Source organism: Paraburkholderia elongata (genome assembly GCF_013177735.1).
Classification (GTDB): domain Bacteria; phylum Pseudomonadota; class Gammaproteobacteria; order Burkholderiales; family Burkholderiaceae; genus Paraburkholderia; species Paraburkholderia elongata.
The window spans coordinates 16,528-36,738 of sequence record NZ_WOEZ01000125.1 but is presented as its reverse complement, the minus strand read 5'-3'; the positions used below and the strand labels follow the sequence as shown (position 1 = coordinate 36,738).

Here is a 20,211-nt window from a genome sequence, read left to right as displayed (position 1 = left end):
CGGCCGCCAGGTCGGCAAGAGGATCGCATGGGAAAACGAATCGACGGGCAGGCGGTGCATGCGTTCATCGTCCTGGCTGCCAGTAGCATGCTGTTATGCGGCTGTAGCACGTTCCTGAGACCACAGGAAAAGCGAGCCGATGCGCAGTTGCTGCCCACCGTGGGCAATCAGGCGCGCGGCCTTGTAACGTTCATCGAGCGTTCGGACGGCGTGCAGGTCACCTACAATCTCGCGGGCTTGCCGCCCGATAGCGACCACGCATTGCAAGTGCATGAGCGCGGCGACTGCAATGCCGCCGACGGCTCCAGCGCCGGCCAGGTGTTCTCGCCGGCAGCCGAGCGTCTGAAAGCAGGTGCCCGGGTCGAAGGCGATCTCGGCAACATCCACGCGGACGCGAATGGTGTGGCCACCGGCTTCATCGTTGCACCGGACGTGTCGCTCGACGGTATCCGCTCGGTGTTGCAACGCGCTGTGCTGCTGCATCACGACGCGACCGACCCTTATGCGTATCCGCAGCATGGCGCAGGCCCCGCGCTTGCATGCGGGTTGATTCGCCAGTGAGGGCGGCGCAGGTGGCGGGTCCCATCCGCCGCAAGTGTTTAGCCGTTTGAATGGCCTTGCAGCAAGCCTTTTGGGGGGGCCACGGACGGCTCTCAGGCCATGCCCGCAGCAGCATTCTCCTGATCGCGTAAAATAAGCGCCTTTCGTTGGGGGCGCCTAGCCGACGGCGCCCGGCCCGGAACTTACACCGGGTTGTTATCCGTCACACCCTCGTCACACACCTGTCACTCAAGTCGAACAGCGTTCACCTATGACTATCAAATCCGACAAGTGGATCCGGCGCATGGCCGAGTCGCACAATATGATCGAGCCGTTTGCGCCAGATCAGGTCCGCGTCTCCGAAGACGGCCGGAAGATTGTCAGCTACGGCACGTCGAGCTACGGCTACGACATCCGCTGCGCCGACGAATTCAAGATCTTCACCAACATCAACTCGACCATCGTCGATCCGAAGAACTTTGACGAGAAGTCGTTTGTCGACTTCAAGGGCGATGTCTGCATCATCCCGCCGAATTCGTTCGCGCTGGCCCGCACCGTCGAGTATTTCCGCATTCCGCGCAGCGTCCTGACCGTGTGTCTGGGCAAATCCACGTATGCGCGTTGCGGGATCATCGTCAACGTGACGCCGTTCGAGCCGGAATGGGAAGGGCATGTCACGCTCGAATTCTCGAATACGACACCTTTGCCTGCGAAAATCTACGCGAACGAAGGCGTCGCTCAAGTGCTGTTTTTCGAAAGCGACGAGATTTGTGAAACGTCGTACGCGGATCGCGGCGGCAAATATCAAGGTCAGCACGGCGTCACGTTGCCCAAGACGTGACGCCCGGCAGCACTGACCCACCAGCTATTCGGGTGACCGCTGCTTAGTCAAATGCAGCGGTCGTTCTTTTTGGAGAATCGCCCCATGAAGTTTCGTTTCCCCGTCGTCATCATCGACGAAGATTTCCGCTCCGAGAACATCTCGGGTTCCGGCATCCGGGCTCTGGCCGAAGCTATCGAGAAAGAAGGCGCGGAAGTGCTCGGGTTGACGAGCTACGGCGACCTGACTTCGTTCGCGCAGCAATCGAGCCGCGCGTCGTGCTTCATCCTCTCGATCGACGACGACGAACTGCTGCCGTACGTCGATAACGTCGTGGTGGAAGGCGAGACGCCGGAACTGGCTGCCGCGATCGTCGCATTGCGCGCGTTCGTGACTGAAGTGCGCCGCCGCAACGCCGATATTCCGATCTTCCTGTACGGCGAAACGCGCACCTCGCGCCACCTGCCGAACGACATCCTGCGCGAACTGCATGGCTTCATCCACATGTTCGAGGACACGCCGGAGTTCGTCGCGCGCCACATCATCCGCGAAACCAAGGTGTATCTGGATTCGCTCGCGCCGCCGTTCTTTAAGGAACTGGTGCAGTACGCGGACGAAGGCTCCTATTCCTGGCATTGCCCGGGGCACTCGGGCGGCGTCGCGTTCCTGAAGAGCCCGCTTGGCCAGATGTTCCACCAGTTCTTCGGCGAGAACATGTTGCGCGCCGACGTGTGTAACGCCGTCGACGAACTCGGTCAGCTACTCGACCACACTGGCCCGATTGCGGCCTCCGAACGCAATGCGGCGCGCATCTTCAGCGCCGACCACGTGTTCTTCGTGACCAACGGCACGTCGACCTCGAACAAGATCGTCTGGCATGGCACGGTTGCGCCGGGCGACATCGTGCTGGTGGACCGCAACTGCCACAAGTCGATCCTGCACGCGATCACCATGACCGGCGCGATTCCGGTCTTCCTCACGCCCACGCGCAATAACTTCGGCATCATCGGTCCGATTCCGCGCAGCGAATTCGAGCCGGAAAACATCAAGAAGAAGATCTTGGCGAATCCGTTCGCGCGCGAAGCGCTCGCGAAAAACCCGAATCTCAAGCCACGTATTCTGACCATTACGCAGAGCACTTACGACGGCGTGATCTACAACGTCGAGATGATTAAGGAGATGCTCGGCGATTGGCTCGATACTTTGCATTTCGACGAAGCGTGGCTGCCGCACGCCGAGTTCCACGAGTTCTATCAGGACATGCACGCGATCGGCGCCGGCCGTCCGCGCATCGGCGCACTGGTGTTCGCGACGCACTCCACGCACAAGCTGCTGGCGGGTATTTCGCAGGCTTCGCAGATCGTCGTGCAGGATTCGAAGAACAGCCGCTTCGACAAGCATCGCTTCAACGAAGCGTATCTGATGCACACATCGACCAGCCCGCAGTACGCGATCATCGCCTCGTGCGACGTGGCCGCGGCGATGATGGAAGCACCGGGCGGCACGGCTCTGGTTGAAGAGTCGATTGCCGAAGCGCTCGACTTCCGCCGCGCGATGAGCAAGGTCGACGCCGAGTACGGCGACGACTGGTTCTTCAAGGTGTGGGGCCCGGAGACGTTCGCGGAAGAAGGCATCGGCTCACGCGAAGACTGGATGCTGCGCCCGAACGACGCGTGGCACGGTTTCGGCTCGCTTGCCGATGGCTTCAACATGCTTGACCCGATCAAGGCGACCATCGTCACGCCGGGTCTGGACATGGACGGCGGCTTCGGCGAGACCGGCATTCCGGCTGCGATCGTCACGAAGTATCTGGCCGAGCACGGCATCATCGTCGAAAAGACCGGCCTGTATTCGTTCTTCATCATGTTCACGATCGGCATCACCAAGGGCCGTTGGAACTCGATGGTCACCGAACTCCAGCAGTTCAAGGACGACTACGACAACAACCAGCCGCTGTGGCGCGTGCTGCCCAAATTCGTTGCGCATCATCCGATGTACGAGCGTGTCGGTTTGCGTGAGCTGTGCCAGCAGATCCACAGCGTCTACCGTGCGAACGACATTGCGCGCCTCACGACGGAGATGTACCTGTCGAGCATGGAACCGGCGATGAAGCCGTCGGATGCGTTCGCCAAGCTCGCGCACCGCGAGATCGACCGGGTACCGATCGACGAACTCGAAGGCCGCGTCACGTCGATCCTGTTGACGCCGTATCCGCCGGGCATTCCGCTGCTGATTCCGGGCGAACGCTTCAACAAGACCATCGTCAACTATTTGCGTTTCGCGCGCGAGTTCAACGAACGCTTCCCGGGTTTCCACACGGATATCCACGGGCTTGTCGGCGAAACCATCAACGGGCGCATCGAATACTTCGTCGATTGCGTGCGCGCCTGACGATGTGGGGAGTGAATTCCGTGTTGGGCACTGACGGCTCGCGGCGCGCGTTTGGCGCGCTGGCGATGTCGGCGGCGGTGCTCGGCGCGGTGCTTACTGTGACGCTCGGCGTGACGCCCTCGGTGGCGCATGCCGAAGTCGCCGCCGCCGATCCGATCGACGCGTCGATGCGCACGTGTCTGGCGCGCAGCGACATGTCGTCGACGGCGGGGCAGGTGCAGTGCATGGACAACGCGCGGATCGGCTGGAAGGCCGCGTTGGACGGCGCGTGGCAGCAGCTTCAGACGAAGTTGCCGCAGGCGCAACGTAAACCGTGGGAAAAGAGCCAGGCGAGCTGGCTGGCCTCGCGCGATGTCGAGAAGCAGTTGCTGGCCGCCGTGTTCGCGACGACGCACGGCTCGATGTATGTGCTGGCCGAAGCCGATATGCAATTGCAACCGGTGCGTGACCGCGCGCTTGCGCTGCGCAGCGCCGTGGCCAGGATCAGCGCTGGCGGGGACCCGCCGCGCCGCCCGCGCGCCTGTACCGCGGACGCGCAATGTGAACACGCGATGTTCGATCTGAACCGCTATTACCGCCGCTTGCAAGCGAAGATGCCGACGCGCTCGCGTCCGACGCTCGCGCGCGCACAAAAGGCTTGGACCGCGTATCTCGACGCCACCACGCCAGTGATCGATGAACGCGGCCGCATCGATATCATCGGTGCGCGGGTGGCGACGCTCAAGCGCTTGTCGGAGACGGCCGGTAACGACTGAGGGTTGCCGGGACCACCGGCAACGAATGAGCGTCGGCGTCAAGCGGCACGCTTGGCGCACGGCCGGCCTGCATCCATCTTTTTCCGACTATGCGGCCGCGCTTGGCACCGCGACGCTATCAATTGAGTATGTAACCTTCATCTTCCGGCTTGGGCAACTCCAGCGCCGGCTCGCCGAGCAGATCACGCGTGGCGTCCTCGATAGAGAGCGACAGCATGTTGAGCGGCAGGTCGTTGTCGTCGGTGCCGAACGGCTCTTCGATTTGCGATGCGATCGCTTCGTGCGCCATGAACGTGTACGCCACGAACACTGCGAAGATCGGCGTAAAGATCCCGATACTGTCGACCAGTCCGAACGGCAGCGCCGCGCAGAAGAAATACACCGTGCGGTGAATCATGACCGAGTAGGCGAAGGGCAGCGGCGTCGCCGCGATGCGCTCGCAACCGCCGATGATGTCCGACAGTCCATTCAGGTTTCGATCGAAGGCGAGCACCGCCATGGGATCGATCGCGCCTGTTTGCGCGTGACGCTGCACCCATTCACCTAGCCAGAGCATCAGCGTCGCCGGTTTATAGCGTGACGCCATGACGCGGCCGAATAACGGTTTCGGCAGGCGTGCGGCGAGGTCTTCGCTCGGGTCGCTTTTGCGGAGCTGGTGACGCAGCGCATGGGAGAGGGCGCTGAGGACGGCTGTGAATGCATCGATTTCTGTTTTGGGCAGTGGCCTGTTTGGCAGCGTGAGTGCCTGACGGATCAGCGAGCGTGCGTCGTTGAGCAGTTGGCCCCACAGTTTGCGGGCTTCCCACCAGCGGTCGTAGCTGGCGTTGTTCCGGAAGCCTAGGAAGACGGCTAGGGCGATGCCGATCAAAGAGAAGGGGGCGGTGCTGTTGAGGTTGAGCGAGACCGGCAGCAGATGGTCGTGGGCGGCCACCGCGACGATCGAAATGCAGAAGATCAGGAAGAGGCGCGGCAGGAGCCGCGGGAGGACCGAGCCCCGCCAGGCCAGCAGCATGCGGAACCAATGGAGATGTGGGCGGATGATCATCAGGGTTTGGTTTGGGCCTTCGGCGATGGGGTCTATTATCGCTGTTTGCTTTTGGTGTTGGACTTTTCTTGCTTTGTTTGCCTGCGCGGCGCTTGTTCGTCTGTATGCCTACGGCGTTGGCCTTTCCTTGATTTCTTATTGGTTTATTAGCGTCGCCCCTGTGCGGGGCAGGCACCTACTTTTCTTTGCCGCCGCAAAGAAAAGTAGGCAAAAGAAAGCGGCTCGAACCCCCTGCTAAGCGGGTCTCCCGCGCAGTAGCGGTAGTGGAGCATCTGGAATCTGTGTCCTCGCACATTCAGCGTGAGTGACAAGGCAGTCATACTTCCGGCGGCGCTGCGCGCGCCGACACGTAATTCACCAACCGATCGCTGCGTTTTCGCTCTCGCATTTTGATTTGCACCGCCGCCGCGCGCGGAACCATCTTCTGAGCACTTGGGCGTCTCGCCGAGGCGAAGCCGATGGTCCCCGCCACGCTCAAAACGAAACCTTAGGTTTCCCAAGCATACCCATCCGCGACGCACGCAGTGCGGAGTGGGCGCTGACGAGCCCTTTGTCACTGACGCGGAGTGCGCGAGGGCACGGATTCCAGATGCACCACTACCCCCTCCAAGCCAGGAGACCCACTTAAGAATTAGCGGTTGGAGCCGCTTTCTTTTGCCTACTTTTCTTTGCGGCGGCAAAGAAAAGTAGGTGCCCGCCCCGCACAGGGGCGACGCTAATAAACCAATAAGAAAACAAGGAAAGGCCAACGCCGCAGGCAAACAGACACAGGGGCAACGCCAATAGACCACTAACAAAGCAAGGAAAGGCCAACACCACAACCCAACACCCAACCCGCCGCGAAGGCCAAAAAACCCTCTAATCGCGAGCCGAAGAAGCTGCCCCATGACTCAACCAATCAAGCACAGCAGAAGCATCATCATCCGCGCCTTGTCGCGCCTTAGCGACCGTCTCAGCCACATCCGCGCTAGGCACAGCACGCCGAATCGCCACACCAACGGCAAGAATATCAATCATCACGAGATGCAAAATCCGCGAAATCATCGACAACTGCGACTCGCGAATCTCAATGTGATCGGTCTCCAAAGCGACAGTAGCCCGCTTGGCCAGCGGCGTATTGCTGGACGTAATGGCAATCACCTTGGCCCCCGCCTGCATGGCGACATCCAGCACACGCAGTAGCTCAGGCGCACGCCCCGACTTGGACACGGCAACGATCACATCGCCCTTACCGAGCAACGCAGCAGACGCCGCCTGCATATACAGATCGCCATAGGCAATCGTCGGAATACCAAACCGGAAGAACTTGTAATGCGCATCCTGCGCGACAATATTCGAATTGCCGAGCCCATAAAACTCGATCCGCCGCGCACCGTTCAACAGATCGATGGCCCGCTCGACCTGGTCGAAATTCAAATGCTCACGCAACTGAAGAATCGCGGAAATCGTATTGTCGAGCACCTTCGCGCCGAAGTCCGTCGCGGTATCGCCCAGATGCACCTGGCTATGACTCACCGGAATCGTGCCGGTCAAACCCGTCGCCAGCTTCAGCTTGAAATCCGACAAGCCCTGGCAGCCAAGCGAGCGGCAAAAACGGATCACCGTCGGCTGGCTCACGTCGGCCTTGCGCGCAATATCCACAATCGGATCGTTGATGATCGAACGCGGATGATTCAACGCGAGATCGGCCACGCGGCGCTCGGCCGGCGTCAACGCATCGCGCATCTGGCGAATCCGCTCGAACACGGCCGATGAACTGCCGCCCGCGCGGTTCGACAACTGCTCCGCGAGAATCGCCGAAACACCCAGAAACGCCGGGTATTCAGCGGTAATTACGTAGGTCGGCACGTTCTGCAAATACGCTTCGAAGCGGCCTTTCGCTTCGAACCGCTTACGGAACGACGAACGCGCGAAAAACTCCCCGAGCCGCGGCACGACGCCGCCGCCAATGTAAATGCCGCCCAATGCGCCGAGCGTCACCGCAATATTGCCCGCGAAGGTGCCGAGAATCCCGCAGAACACATCGACGGATTCGGCCGCCAACGGTTCGCCTTCCAGCGCGCGCTTGACGACCTCGACCGTGTCGACATTCGCCGCCACGCGCTTCTTGTCGCGGCCCGCGAGCGCGCGGTAAATCACCTCGATGCCAGGGCCCGCGGCCACGCGTTCGAACGACACATGCGACCACTTCTTGCGCGCGTACTGCAGCACGATGTCTTCGCGTTCGTCGGCCGGTGCGAAGGTGGCGTGGCCGCCTTCGCTGCCGAGCGCGATCCAGCGGTCGTCGGCCGGAATCAGGCCAGACACGCCCATGCCGGTACCCGGGCCGAGCAGGCCGATCACGCTGTTCGGACGGCGCGTGCCGCCGCCTACCTGCACGCGCTGTGCGTCGGTCAGGCCCGGCAGGGCCATCGCCAGCGCGGTAAAGTCGTTCACAACGAGCAGCGTGTCGAAGCCGAGCGCGCGGCGCGTGGCTTCGATCGAAAAGCTCCAGTCGTGGTTGGTCATGCTGACCTGATCGCCGTCGACCGGGTTCGCAATCGCAATCGCCGCGTGATTCACGCGGCCGATCTTGGTGTCCTTCAAGTACTTCTTGATGACTTCGGCAACGCCCGGATAGTCCGCGCACGGATAGACCTGCACAGAGCCGATCTCGCCCGGGCTGTATTCGAGCGCGAAGCGCGCATTGGTGCCGCCGATGTCGGCGAGCAGCCTCGGTCCATCGGCGTGCTGGCCCGCGCCCGGAACAGCCTTAGTTTGCACACCAGTAGACATCGAGTCTCACTCCCTTGTCGTTTGCCAACTGCGAGATGGCATTTTTTTGTAGCGAAGCGGCGGCGGCATTCAGCACGTCCATCTTTCGCGGTCCTGCGATCAGCAAAAACAGGTGCTTCACTTCTTTCAGAGCGGAGAGCGACCAACTCACGCGCGCATGCGGCGCGTTGCCGGGATGCACGGCAACAAAGCGCTCGGGGGTGGTGATCGCGTGGTCCCACTCGGGCGCATCCGCGAAAATCGACGCGGTGTGGCCGTCTTCGCCCATGCCGAGAATCGCGACGTCCGGCACGGCGCTAAAGCGCGGGTCGGCGTTCAGCGCAGCAACGTGCGCGTTCAGGTCTTGCGCCGTGTCGACCAGCGGCCAGAAAGCGGCGTGCTTCGCGGCGTTCTGCAACAGCGTGTCGTGCACGAGTTGCGAATTGCTCGCGCTATCCGTTTCCGGCACCCAGCGGTCGTCGACCAGCGTCACGGCAATGCGCGCCCAGTCGAAGGATTGCGTGGACAACGTCTGCAGGAACGGACGTGGACTGGTGCCGCCGGACACTGCAAGCATAGCCGGGCGCGCGCCAGTATGTGGCGTGCCCGCTGCGGCCGTGGCCGCCTGTGCGGCGAGCGACGCATGTAACGCGTCGCCAACCGCTTTCGCCAACGCGTCGGATTGGGCGCGTTGATCGTCGAAAGCGTGAAGCTCGATCACTTCTCCTCCGTGCTGCTTTCTTGTTAGATCTGCGGAATGTGCCGTACTGCTCTCACGCGATGCCTGCAAACGGGATGACTTGCAGGCGCCTTCGTGATACCGGCGCCATTCCGTTCAGTTCGTCGGTGGGTCCTGCAGGCGCTGCGCTGTGCTTCGATCGGGATCTCGATCTGGGCACGGCGCGGCGCCGTGATTCAGTTGATTCAATTCTCTTCTTCGAGCCAGCAGGTGTCGTGCTGCGCCAACATCGCGCTCGCCGCGGCCGGTCCCCACGTGCCTGATGCATACGGCTTGGGCGGCTTGTTCGATGCTGCCCATTCGTTGAGGATCGGTTCGACCCAGCGCCATGCCGCTTCCTGCTCATCGCGCCGCACAAACAGCGCGAGGCGGCCATTGATGACATCGAGTAACAGACGCTGATACGCCTCCATCTGCCCTTCGCGGAAGAACCGGTCGAACGCGAGGTCGAGGTGGACGCTGGCGAGGTTCATGCCTTCGCCCGGCTGCTTCGCGAGACAGTAGAGGCGAATGGTTTCGTTCGGCTGTAAACGGATCACGAGACGGTTCGCACCGCCGCGCAACGCGGACGCGCCCAATGCCGAATGCGGCACCGCACGAAAATTCACCACGATCTCAGCGACACGATCCGCGAGACGCTTGCCCGTGCGCAGGAAGAACGGCACGCCGGCCCAGCGCCAGTTTTCGATTTCGACCTTCAGCGCAACGAAGGTTTCAGTCGTGCTGTCCGGCTTCACGCCAGGTTCGGTTGCATACGCCGGCACCGCGTTGCCGCGGATTACACCCGCATGATACTGGCCGCGTACCGCGACCTTGCCGATATCGCGCGGATCGATCGGCTTCAACGCGCGCAGCACGCGCAGCTTTTCGTCACGTACGGAGTCGGAATCCATCGAATGCGGTGGTTCCATCGCCACGATGGAAAGCAGTTGCAGCAAATGGTTCTGCACCATGTCGCGCAATGCGCCGGTGTTGTCGTAGAAGTCGCCGCGCGCTTCCACGCCGAGTTCTTCCGCAATGGTGATCTGAATGCTTTCCACCCATTCACGGCGCCACAACGGTTCGAACAGCACATTGCCGAAACGCAGCGCGAGCAGGTTCTGCACCGGCTCCTTACCGAGGTAGTGGTCGATCCGGTAGATCTGTTCTTCAGCGAAGATTTCGCCGACTGCATCATTAATTGCGTTGGACGACTTGAGGTCGTAGCCGAGCGGCTTTTCGAGCACGATGCGCGAATTTTCGTTGAGCCCGACCGACGCCAGCGCGCGGCAGATCGGCACGAACAGCGACGGACCCGTTGCCAGATAGAACACGCGAATGCCCGGCAGGCCGCTCACGGCGTCGCGCAGCAGCACGAAGTCTTCGGCCTTGCCCAGATCGATCTTCACGAAGTCGATACGGTCGAGGAAGCTCGCCCATGCTGTTTCATCCAGACCGTTCTTCGACACGTGCGGCTTGACGTGCTCATTGACCCATTCGAGGTAGCCCGCACGATCGGCCACATGCCGCGCCACCGCGACGATCTTGCCGCTGTCGGCCAGCATGCCACCTGCACGGTGCGCTTCAAACAGTGCCGGCAGGATCTTGCGCATCGCCAGATCGCCGGTTCCGCCGAAGAGAACGAAGGTGAAGCTTGAATCGGTTTGCATGAGTCTCCGTCGATATCCTGGGGCCGCCGTGGTGACCGAAAAGGGCGACCGTAGTCCGATAAAATATTTTTTGACACTGAATTGTAGTTTAACTACAATCCAAATCAAGAGGTAGCGCTAATTCGATGAAAAAAGCGTGCGCTGTGAGGCAAGATGCGCGTTTTCCCGAATCGGCAGGCGCCCCCTGCATGTTAACGGACATTGCGTGCGAGCACGTGCCAGCATGTCCCCGGCGGCCCTTACGGAATGCCGGAAGGCGGAGTTGGCGTCAGGGTTAACGTGTGAGACACCTCGAGTCTGCCGCGCGCGACGCGGGCAGGCAAAAATCAAAAGAGGAGACAGTCAGTTGCATCCCGAACCACTCATCTCTTGAGCTTCCAGCGGCCGGATATCGGTCCGCCGGCTCATGCCTTAAGCATGCGCCCGACCGTGCTCGATCGCCCAGTGTTTTGCCTGTTTGAACCAACCACAGCACCCTGGCGACATCAGGGGCCATTTGTTTTTTGTTCAGGTGTCTGGAGGAGATAAGCAATGAAATTTCGCGCGATCATGGGCGCTTTGTGCGCCGCAGGTCTGATGTGTGGCGTCTCGGCTGTGCAAGCTGCCGAGTCGATCGAAGTGTTGCACTGGTGGACTTCGGGCGGCGAATCGAAAGCCGTCGGCGTCCTCAAGGACGACATGACGAAGCAGGGTTACACGTGGAAGGACTTCGCGGTTGCTGGCGGCGCAGGTGCGGCTGCCATGACGGCACTCAAGACGCAGGTGATCTCGGGCAACGCGCCGAGCGCCGCGCAGATCAAGGGTCCGCTGATCCAGGACTGGGCACAGCAAGGCGTGCTGGTGCCGATCGACGCGGCTGCCGGCGACTGGAAGAAGAACCTTCCGCCGGAAATCGACAAGATCATGCACGCAGACGGTCACTACGTGGGTGCACCGTTCTCGGTGCACCGCGTGAACTGGCTGTACATCAACAAGGCAGCACTGGACAAGGCAGGCGGCAAGGCGCCGACCACGTGGCCTGAGTTCTTCGCTGTGGCCGACAAGATGAAGGCCGCCGGTATCCAGCCGATCGCGATGGGCGGTCAGCCGTGGCAAGACCTGACGCTGTGGGAAGACGTCGTGCTGTCCCAGGGTTCTGACTTTTACAGGAAGGCGCTGGTCGACCTCGACGAAAAGACGCTGACGTCGGACAAGATGATCGGCGTGTTCGACACGGTCCGCAAGATCCAGGGTTACTTCGACGCGGGCCGCACGGGCCGTGACTGGAACCTGGCAACGGCCATGGTCATCAACGGCAAAGCCGGCATGCAGTTCATGGGTGACTGGGCCAAGGGCGAGTTCGCCAACGCCAGCAAGAAGGCGGGCTCGGACTACATCTGCGCTGCTGTTCCGGGCACGGAAAAGGCTTATACGTTCAACGTCGACTCGTTCGTGTTCTTCCAGCAGAAGGGCGAGAAGTCAGCAACGCCGGGTCAAGTCGCGCTGGCCAAGACGATCATGTCGCCGGACTTCCAGGAACAGTTCAGCCTGAACAAGGGTTCGATCCCGGTTCGTCTGGGCGTGTCGATGGCCAAGTTCGACGACTGCGCGAAGAAGTCGTACGCGGATGAACAAGTGGCGATCAAGTCGGGCGGCTATGTGCCTTCGCTGGCACACGGCATGGCGCAACCGGATGCAGCAGCCGGCGCGATCTCGGACGTGGTCACGAAGTTCATGAACTCGCAACAAGATTCGAAGACCGCGGTTGCCGCGCTCGCGAAGGCAGCGAAGACCAAGTAAGTGACGTAAGCGAAGTGGTGCGCCTGGCGGTTCCCTTCGTGGGCGCCGGGCGCGCGCTTCAGATAGCTTGCAGCCGTTGCGTTGCTTAGGGCGAGAGGCTTCGCCCCTGGTTTCATCGAGTCACACCTATGCCGCTCCGGCGTCGCGTTTTCCATGCGTGAGCGCCCCGGCGGTACAGTTTCAGCAGGAGTCGAGTAGTGACTGCTTCTATCAGCGGAAACGGGAAAACCACGGCTTCCGTGACCCGCCGCACGTCGCCGATGGCGGCCCTTGCCGATCGCTGGATTCCGAAGCTGGTGCTCGCGCCCAGCGTCGTGATCAGCTTGATCTTCGTGTATGGCTTCATCGCTATTACCGGCTTTCTGTCGCTGTCGAATTCGCGACTGATGCCACGTTATGAATTTGTCGGTCTCGATCGTTATCGCGAACTGTTCGATAACGATGTGTTCTGGACCTCGGCTGCCAACCTCGGCTGGTTCGGCATTCCGTTTATCGGTATCTGTATCGGCCTCGGCCTGTTCCTCGCGATCCTGCTCGATCAGCAGATCCGCAATGAAGGCGCGCTGCGCGCCGTGTTCCTGTACCCGATGGCGCTTTCGTTCATCGTGACGGGTACGGCATGGCAATGGATCATGACGCCGAGCGTCGGCCTCGAGAAGGTGTTCCACGACTGGGGCTGGACGAGCTTCTCGTTCAGTTGGCTCGGCGACCCCGACAAGGCGATTTTCTGCGTCGTAATCGCAGCGGTGTGGCAATCCACTGGCTTCGTGATGGCGCTGTTCCTCGCGGGCTTGCGCGGTGTCGACGGTGAAATCTTCAAGGCCGCGCAGATGGACGGCGCCGGCTTGCCCACCATCTATCGCAAGATCGTGATTCCGAGCATGCGCCCAGTGTTCTTCTCCGTGCTGCTGATTCTCTGCCACATCACGATCAAGACCTTCGACCTGGTCGTCGCGTTGACCGCGGGCGGTCCGGGTACGTCTTCATCGCTGCCGGCTATTTTCATGTACACGTTTTCGTTCAATCGCGGGCAGCTGGGCGTCGGCGCGGCATCGTCGATGATGATGCTCGCTACCGTTGTGGCCGTGCTCGTGCCGCTGATGTACCTGGAATCGAGGAGCACCCGCAATGCAGCCTAAGATGACGATCAGCCGTGCCGTCATTTATGCGGCCTTGATTTTGTTCGCCCTGTATTTCCTGTTTCCGCTCTACGTGATGCTGTCCACGTCGTTCAAGGACATCGACCAGCTGCGCTCCGGCAACCTGCTCACGCCGCCGACTCACTGGACCATCGACCCATGGATCAAGGCATGGAGCGGTGCATGTACCGGGGTGCGCTGCGACGGTATGCAGCCGTTCTTCATGAACTCGGTGCGAATGGTGATTCCGGCCGTGCTGATCTCGTCGATCATCGGCGCGTTCAACGGTTATGTGCTCACGCACTGGCGTTTCCGCGGTGCGGATCCGATCTTCACGATGATCCTGGTCGGCTGCTTCATTCCGTTCCAGGCGATCCTGCTGCCGATGGCGCGTTTCGAAGGCTTCCTCGGCCTGTCGAATTCGATAACCGGTCTGGTGGTGGTGCACGTGATCTACGGTATCGCCTTCACCACGATGTTCTTCCGCAACTTCTACGTGAGCATTCCGGCTGAACTCGTGAAGGCCGCGCGGATCGACGGTGCCGGTTTCTTCACGATCTTCACGAAGATTCTGATGCCTGTTTCGCTGCCGATTTTCATGGTGTGCCTGATCTGGCAATTCACGCAGATCTGGAATGACTTCCTGTTCGGGATTGTGTTCTCCGGCGTCGATTCGATGCCGATCACGGTGGCGCTGAACAACCTCGTGAACACCTCGACCGGCGTGAAGGAATACAACGTGGACATGGCCGGTGCGATCATCGCCGCCTTGCCGACGCTGCTGGTCTACATCGTCGCCGGCCGCTATTTCGTGCGCGGTCTGACGGCGGGCGCAGTCAAGGGCTAAACACCTACGCATCGCGGCGGCGCTTCCTGCACAACACGCACTAAGTGCAAGAAACGCCGCCGTCATCCGACAAGACGTTCCTGAGAAAACGCCGGGCCGCCCCAAGTTTTCTCAGCCCCCCTCGGGGGGGCCTGGCGCGAAGTGCCAGGTTTGGGGGCGCTTTCAAGCAGTACCAGAGACAAGAGGATTCACAGCATGGCAAGCCTTTCCATCCGTGACGTGTACAAGACTTACCCGAACGGGGTGCCGGTTCTGAAGGGTGTCAACATCGACATCGAAGACGGCCAGTTCCTGATTCTCGTGGGCGGCTCGGGCTGCGGTAAGTCGACGCTGCTCAACATGATCGCCGGCCTCGAAACCGTGACCAAGGGCGAGATTCAGATCGACGGCAAGACGGTCAACAACCTCTCGCCGAAAGATCGCGACATCGCGATGGTGTTCCAGTCGTACGCGCTGTATCCGTCGATGACGGTGCGCGAGAACATCTCGTTCGGCCTGGGTATCCGCAAGGTGCCGAAGCAGGAGCAGGCGCAGATCGTCGACCGCGTGTCGAACACGCTGCAGATCACGCACTTGCTGGACCGCAAGCCGGGTCAGCTTTCCGGCGGTCAGCGTCAGCGCGTGGCCATGGGCCGTGCGCTCGCGCGCGATCCGGTGATGTTCCTGTTCGACGAACCGCTTTCGAACCTCGACGCGAAACTGCGTATCGAGATGCGTTCGGAAATCAAGCTGCTGCATCAGCGCCTCGGCACGACGATCGTTTATGTGACGCACGATCAGATCGAAGCGATGACGCTCGGCGACCGCATCGCGGTGATGAAAGACGGCATCGTCCAGCAGTTCGGTGCGCCGCAAGAGATCTACGACTCGCCGGCGAATCTGTTCGTGGCCGGTTTCATCGGCGCGCCGCCGATGAACTTCATTCAGGGCAAGCTGGTGGAGCAGGGTTCGGGCGTCGGCATCGAACTGGATACGGGCACGGCGCGCAATGTGTTGACCCTGCCGTTCGACTCGGCGAAGGTGAAGTCGCACATCGGGCGCGAAGTGATTCTCGGCCTGCGCCCTGAGCGGATCACGGACGCACGCGGTGCGCATGGTGACCACGCGAAGCTGCAGTCGATCGACGTGAATGTCGACGTGATCGAGCCGACCGGTCCGGACACGCTGGTGTTCGCGCAGGTGAACGGCAAGCGCATTGTGAGCCGTGTGCACCCGGCTTCGAATCCGAAGCCCCTGTCGACTACGACATTGTTGTTCGACGCTTCGAAGGCGGTGTTGTTCGATCCGTCCAATGAAGAGCGGATTGCCTGAGGCGGGTTATTCGCTGAGCGATTCGAGTTGAAGAAGGCCCCATGCGTTGTGAGACGCATGGGGCCTTTCTTCGTTTGACAGGTGCTGTTTGCACCGGGCGCCGAACCTGGTGCCCCTGCGCCGTGACGTCAAGCGTCTGCGATGCGCAGATCCGGATTGTTTCGCGCCAGTTCGGTGACCCACTCGGTGAATGCGCGAAGCCGTGAACTCAGATTACGGCGATGCGCGTACAAGATCGACAGCGGCGTGCTAGGGCTCGTGTAGGACGTGAGGATTTCCTTGAGCGCGCCTTGCGCGATCAGATCGGCGACCATGAAGCGCGACGGCTGGATGATGCCGTGACCGAGCGCGCTCGCGCCGATGTAGACGGAGCCGTCGTTCACCGCGAGCACGCTCTTTAGCGTGACCTTGACGATCTCGCCGTCCACTTCGTACTCGAACGGAAAGGTCTTGCCGCTGCGCGCCGAAATGTAGTTGACCGCGCGATGCTCGCTGAGCTCGTCGAGCGTGGTGGGCGTGCCGTATTTCTCCAGATAGGCGGGCGACGCGCAGGTCACAATCCGCGCCTCGCCGATGCGCCGAGCGACAAGACTCGACTCCTCCGGCGTGCCCATGCGGATCACGCAATCCACCGCGTCCTGAATCAGATCGATATTGCGATCCGCCAGCCCGAGCCGCACGTCGATCTCGGGGTATTGCCGGTAGAAATCGTCGAGCGCGGGAAGCAGCAGCGCACGGGCGAGCGTGCCGGACGTATCGACGCGAATCGTGCCGCTCGGATGTTCGCGCTTGTTCGACAGCGACGATTCGGCATCGGTGACTTCCGCGAGGATTCGCACGCAACGCTCGTAGAAGAGCGCGCCGTCGTCGGTGACGCTGACCTGCCGCGTCGAACGGTTCAGGAGCCGCACGCCGACGTGCTCTTCCAGAGCCTGAATGGTGCGGCTCACTTTGGCGCGTGGCAGGTCGAGCGATTCGGATACTTTGGTGAAGCTGTTCGCTTCGACCACACGCGTAAATATCTCCATCGCTTCGAAACGGTCCATGTTTTGCCTTTTGAGTGATGGGCTGAAGTGGGTTTCGAAGTGAAGTGTATCGCTTGGAAATAGTGTTGGCGTTGTTGTGAGGCTATGTCGAGTCTGTGCCGGGTTCGTACGATCAATCCCGGTCGGGCGCGCCGAGCGGGAACAGCGGGCGATACGGGCGTGCTTCGTCGACCGCGCGTGCGAACGATGGCCGGGCCAGCAGCCGCTTGCGGTAGGCGAGCACGTGCTCAAAAGCCGGGCCGATGCGATGCGTCCAGTCGGCATAGAACAGGAACGGCCCCGCGCCGCAATCGGCGAGGCTGAACGTATCGCCGGCCGCCCATTCGCGCCCGGCCATCACCGTGTCGAGCCAGATGTAGGCGGTGTCGAGCATGTCGCGGGCTTCGGCCACGGCGCGCGGATCACGCTCCGGCTCGGCGCGCAGGCTGTCGTACACGATTTTTTGCTGCGGCGTGGAGATGTAGTTGTCGAAGAAGCGATCCATGCTGCGCACTTCCAGTGCGGCGCGGGCGTCGGCCGGCAGGAGCGGTGCCGGTCCCGGGTGATACAAGCCGAGATATTCGATGATGATGCTCGCCTCCGTCACGGTCCGGCTACCGTCGACCAGCACAGGAAAGCGCTTGATCGGCCAGAGCGCGGCGAACTCCGTCATGACCTGCGAGTCGTCGTGCGACAGGAGGCGCAGTTCGAACGGCGTGCCGTTTTCGTAAAGCGCGGTCAGCACCTTCTGGCAGTAAGAGGAGAAGGGGTGGGCATAGAGCTTCAGGGTCATCGGGGTCACCTGTGGCGGTTGCGAGGAGCGCTGTGGCGCGATGACGGCCGGGAGGGGCCGTTTACCTGACGACGAACGACAGCGGAGGAAATCGACAACCGCGCGACAGCCTCACGACAGCCGCGAAAATTTTAGCGGAAGACGGATGTTCACCCACTTTCGGTGAAGACCTGACGCGACAAAAGCTTATACGCCGCGATTTGGTACGACAAAACGTCACAAACTTTCAAGAAATATCGTGTAACATTTGAAAAATTTGTAAGAAAACCGATGTGAACGTGACGTAGCCGGTTTGCCGCCGTAATAAGAATGACCACCAGGGCGTCGCGCAATAAATAACGAATAACTCGACGCACGGAGCCTTTGCATGTCAACGATCACCACTACGTCTGTGAATAGCGCGACCGCTAATGCGCAGAGTCAGGTGCAGCAAGCGGCGCAATCGATTATCAGCGGCTCCACGGGCAACTCGGCGATGGACGTGGCGTCGCTGGTGTCGGCCCTCGTGAATGCGAAGACGGCCGGCCAAACGGCGGCGCTAAAGGCCAAGCTGACGAGCGATACCACCGTCCTGTCCGCCTACGGCGCCCTGAGTTCCGCGTTGAATGCCTTGCAGGCGGCGATCAAGAGTCTCTCGGACGGCACCACCCTGTCGACCTTCGGGGCCACCGCGAGCGGCAAAGGCATGGACCCGAAGGCCGGTCCCGGCGCGGTCGCCGGCAGCTACTCGATCGACGTCACACAAATCGCTGCGTCGCAGAGTTTGTCGTCGGCAGCGTTCGGCGCCACCGCCCAGCTGGGCACTGGCAAGTTGACCATTGCGGTCGGCGGCAAGTCGATGGATGTCACGATCGACAGCACCAACAACACGTTGAGCGGTATTGCCAGCGCTATCAACAAAGCGGGCAACAATCCGGGCGTCACGGCCACGATCGTGACCGGCACGGGCGGCGCACACCTGGTGCTGCGCTCGACCACCACCGGCGCGGCCAACACGATCGACGTGTCCACCAGCAACGTCCAGAACGACACAGGCCTGTCGAGTCTCGGCGTGACGTCCACGCCCGGCGCGAACGGCGCGGCGTCCACGATCGTGTCCTCGGATACCAACAAAGCCTGGCGGCAAAGCGAAGCCGCTCACGACGCGCAGTTCACCATCGGCGGGATCGCGGCGAGCAGTTCCACGAACGCCGTCACGTCGGCGATTTCCGGCGTCACGCTGAATCTGTCGAGCGCCGCGGTCGGTACCACGCAGACGCTGACGATTGCGCCGGACACGAGCGCGCAGAACACGGCCATCACCAACTTCGCCAATCTCTACAACACCGTCGTCACGACCATCAACTCGCTGTCCTCGTACGACAAGTCGTCGAAGACCGGTGGCGCGCTGCTCGGCGATTCGACGCTGACGACGATCAAGAATACGTTGGCGTCGATCGTCGGCGGTGGCGTCGGCTCGGGAACTTCAACTGTCGGCCTCGCTTCGATCGGCATTGCGCTGAAGGGCGATCCGGCGGACGGCACGCTGGTCATCGACAGCAAGAAGCTGGGTACGTCGCTCACCAGCAGCCCGGCGCAGGTCGCCACGTTGTTCAACTCGACCAACGGCACCGGCGCCAAGTTGAATAAGAGCATTACGGATTTCGTGAAGACGGGCGGCATCATCGACACCCGCAGCACGGCACTGAATACCGACCTGAAGAGCATCACAACGCAGCAGACCACGCTCGCCAATTACAGCGCGCAGTTGACGAAGCAGTACCAGAACCAGTTCACGGCGCTCAACACACTGATGGCGACGATGAACAACAATTCCCAGTACCTGACAGCGCTGTTTGGCGGCTCGAAGAGCGCGGGCGCGTTGGCTACCAACAAGTAAGGCTGCTTCAAAGCGCGCGCAGCCTCGTTCCGGGCGGCGCGCTTTTCTTTAATGAGGCAAGTTTGGTGAAGCGGGCTCAGTGAGGCAAACTCAGTGAAGCAAACTCAGTGAAGCAAGCTTAATGAGGCAGGCGGACGTTGAACCTGAATGTCACCAGCCTCGCGAGCAGGATGAAGGCGGTGGCGATCAACACGCTGTACACCGTATCGACGTTCACGTAGTCCAGCAGCACGTACAGCCAACACCCCACAAAAGCGCATGTCGCATACGGCCGCGAATCGCGCAAAATCAGCGGCACCTCGTTGCACAGCACGTCGCGAATCACGCCGCCGAATACGCCTGTCAACACGCCCATCATCACCGACGTGAACCACGGCATTTGCGCGTCGTGCGCGATCGACGTGCCGGAAATGCTGAACAAGCCGAGTCCCACGGCATCGGCCACCAGCAAGACCCGCTCGGAGAGCAGGCGCGAGGTCATCTTCAATAGCGTCGGCGCAAACAAGGACATCACGAAGATCACGATCAGATAAGCCTGATGTTCGACCCAGTAGAAGGGCCGCCGCTCAAGCAGCACGTCGCGCAACGTACCGCCGCCGAAGGCCGTCGCAATTGCCACGAGGAAGGTCCCCACCGCATCGAGCCGTCGGGTTCTGGCTTCGATAAACCCGGAAATCGCGTACGCGAAAAGAGCCAGCGCTTCCATGATGGTCAGCGCCAGCGTCAGCCTCGGATGGATCACCGG

General features: G+C 61.2%; 16 protein-coding genes. 9 read left to right on the top strand and 7 right to left on the bottom strand.

Annotation, left to right across the window (positions count from 1 at the left end):
- Window positions 1-27 precede the first annotated feature (27 nt).
- The 4 genes from GNZ13_RS23405 (at window position 28) to GNZ13_RS23390 (ending at window position 4,506) form a co-directional block, all read left to right on the top strand.
- Window positions 28-561, top strand: coding sequence for a superoxide dismutase family protein (locus GNZ13_RS23405; protein WP_172168484.1), 534 nt, complete (start codon window positions 28-30; stop codon window positions 559-561).
- A 250-nt stretch (window positions 562-811) separates the two neighbouring features.
- Complete coding sequence (gene dcd, locus GNZ13_RS23400; protein WP_028200499.1) at window positions 812-1,381, top strand: dCTP deaminase; 570 nt, start codon at window positions 812-814, stop codon at window positions 1,379-1,381.
- A gap of 84 nt (window positions 1,382-1,465) precedes the next feature.
- Window positions 1,466-3,751 (top strand): arginine/lysine/ornithine decarboxylase, encoded by a 2,286-nt coding sequence (locus GNZ13_RS23395; RefSeq protein WP_172168482.1) that lies wholly within the window; start codon window positions 1,466-1,468, stop codon window positions 3,749-3,751.
- A 65-nt stretch (window positions 3,752-3,816) separates the two neighbouring features.
- Complete coding sequence (locus tag GNZ13_RS23390) at window positions 3,817-4,506, top strand: lysozyme inhibitor LprI family protein (RefSeq protein ID WP_236002156.1); 690 nt, start codon at window positions 3,817-3,819, stop codon at window positions 4,504-4,506.
- Between the two features lie 118 nt (window positions 4,507-4,624).
- Here the strand turns inward: GNZ13_RS23390 and GNZ13_RS23385 are convergent, their stop codons facing one another.
- The 4 genes from GNZ13_RS23385 to zwf all read right to left on the bottom strand — a co-directional run bounded on the left by GNZ13_RS23385 (window position 4,625) and on the right by zwf (window position 10,693).
- Window positions 4,625-5,551, bottom strand: coding sequence for a bestrophin family protein (locus GNZ13_RS23385; protein WP_172168477.1), 927 nt, complete (start codon window positions 5,549-5,551; stop codon window positions 4,625-4,627).
- Window positions 5,552-6,409: 858 nt separating this feature from the next.
- Complete coding sequence (locus tag GNZ13_RS23380) at window positions 6,410-8,326, bottom strand: bifunctional transcriptional regulator/glucokinase (protein ID WP_172168475.1); 1,917 nt, start codon at window positions 8,324-8,326, stop codon at window positions 6,410-6,412.
- Window positions 8,304-9,026 (bottom strand): 6-phosphogluconolactonase, encoded by a 723-nt coding sequence (pgl, locus tag GNZ13_RS23375; protein ID WP_172168473.1) that lies wholly within the window; start codon window positions 9,024-9,026, stop codon window positions 8,304-8,306. Before pgl ends, GNZ13_RS23380 begins: the two co-directional genes overlap by 23 nt.
- 203 nt (window positions 9,027-9,229) lie before the next feature.
- The gene (gene zwf / locus GNZ13_RS23370; RefSeq protein WP_172168471.1) at window positions 9,230-10,693 is read right to left on the bottom strand and encodes a glucose-6-phosphate dehydrogenase; all 1,464 of its coding nucleotides are present in this window, start codon (window positions 10,691-10,693) and stop codon (window positions 9,230-9,232) included.
- Window positions 10,694-11,224: 531 nt separating this feature from the next.
- Between zwf and GNZ13_RS23365 the strand changes: the two genes are divergently transcribed.
- The 4 genes from GNZ13_RS23365 (at window position 11,225) to GNZ13_RS23350 (ending at window position 15,769) form a co-directional block, all read left to right on the top strand.
- Window positions 11,225-12,472 (top strand): ABC transporter substrate-binding protein, encoded by a 1,248-nt coding sequence (locus tag GNZ13_RS23365; RefSeq protein WP_172168469.1) that lies wholly within the window; start codon window positions 11,225-11,227, stop codon window positions 12,470-12,472.
- A gap of 197 nt (window positions 12,473-12,669) precedes the next feature.
- On the top strand, window positions 12,670-13,611 hold the full coding sequence (locus GNZ13_RS23360) for a carbohydrate ABC transporter permease (RefSeq protein ID WP_063495077.1): 942 nt from the start codon (window positions 12,670-12,672) through the stop codon (window positions 13,609-13,611).
- Window positions 13,601-14,458 carry a carbohydrate ABC transporter permease gene (locus GNZ13_RS23355; RefSeq protein WP_172168467.1) on the top strand — a complete coding sequence of 286 codons (858 nt, stop codon included), beginning with the start codon at window positions 13,601-13,603 and terminating at the stop codon, window positions 14,456-14,458. Before GNZ13_RS23360 ends, GNZ13_RS23355 begins: the two co-directional genes overlap by 11 nt.
- Before the next feature lie 195 nt (window positions 14,459-14,653).
- Complete coding sequence (locus GNZ13_RS23350) at window positions 14,654-15,769, top strand: ABC transporter ATP-binding protein (protein ID WP_172168465.1); 1,116 nt, start codon at window positions 14,654-14,656, stop codon at window positions 15,767-15,769.
- Between the two features lie 128 nt (window positions 15,770-15,897).
- Here the strand turns inward: GNZ13_RS23350 and GNZ13_RS23345 are convergent, their stop codons facing one another.
- Both GNZ13_RS23345 and GNZ13_RS23340 read right to left on the bottom strand, forming a co-directional pair.
- Window positions 15,898-16,815 carry a LysR family transcriptional regulator gene (locus GNZ13_RS23345; protein WP_172168463.1) on the bottom strand — a complete coding sequence of 306 codons (918 nt, stop codon included), beginning with the start codon at window positions 16,813-16,815 and terminating at the stop codon, window positions 15,898-15,900.
- 112 nt (window positions 16,816-16,927) lie between these two features.
- Window positions 16,928-17,587, bottom strand: coding sequence for a glutathione S-transferase family protein (locus tag GNZ13_RS23340; RefSeq protein ID WP_172168462.1), 660 nt, complete (start codon window positions 17,585-17,587; stop codon window positions 16,928-16,930).
- Window positions 17,588-17,954: 367 nt separating this feature from the next.
- Here GNZ13_RS23340 and fliD point away from each other — a divergent pair, with 367 nt between their 5' ends.
- The gene (gene fliD, locus GNZ13_RS23335) at window positions 17,955-19,466 is read left to right on the top strand and encodes a flagellar filament capping protein FliD (protein ID WP_172168461.1); all 1,512 of its coding nucleotides are present in this window, start codon (window positions 17,955-17,957) and stop codon (window positions 19,464-19,466) included.
- Between the two features lie 118 nt (window positions 19,467-19,584).
- On the opposite strand, the gene GNZ13_RS23330 is transcribed toward fliD, so the two are convergent.
- Entirely contained in the window at window positions 19,585-20,205 is a 621-nt protein-coding gene (locus tag GNZ13_RS23330; protein WP_172168501.1) for a trimeric intracellular cation channel family protein, read from the bottom strand.
- Window positions 20,206-20,211 lie beyond the last annotated feature (6 nt).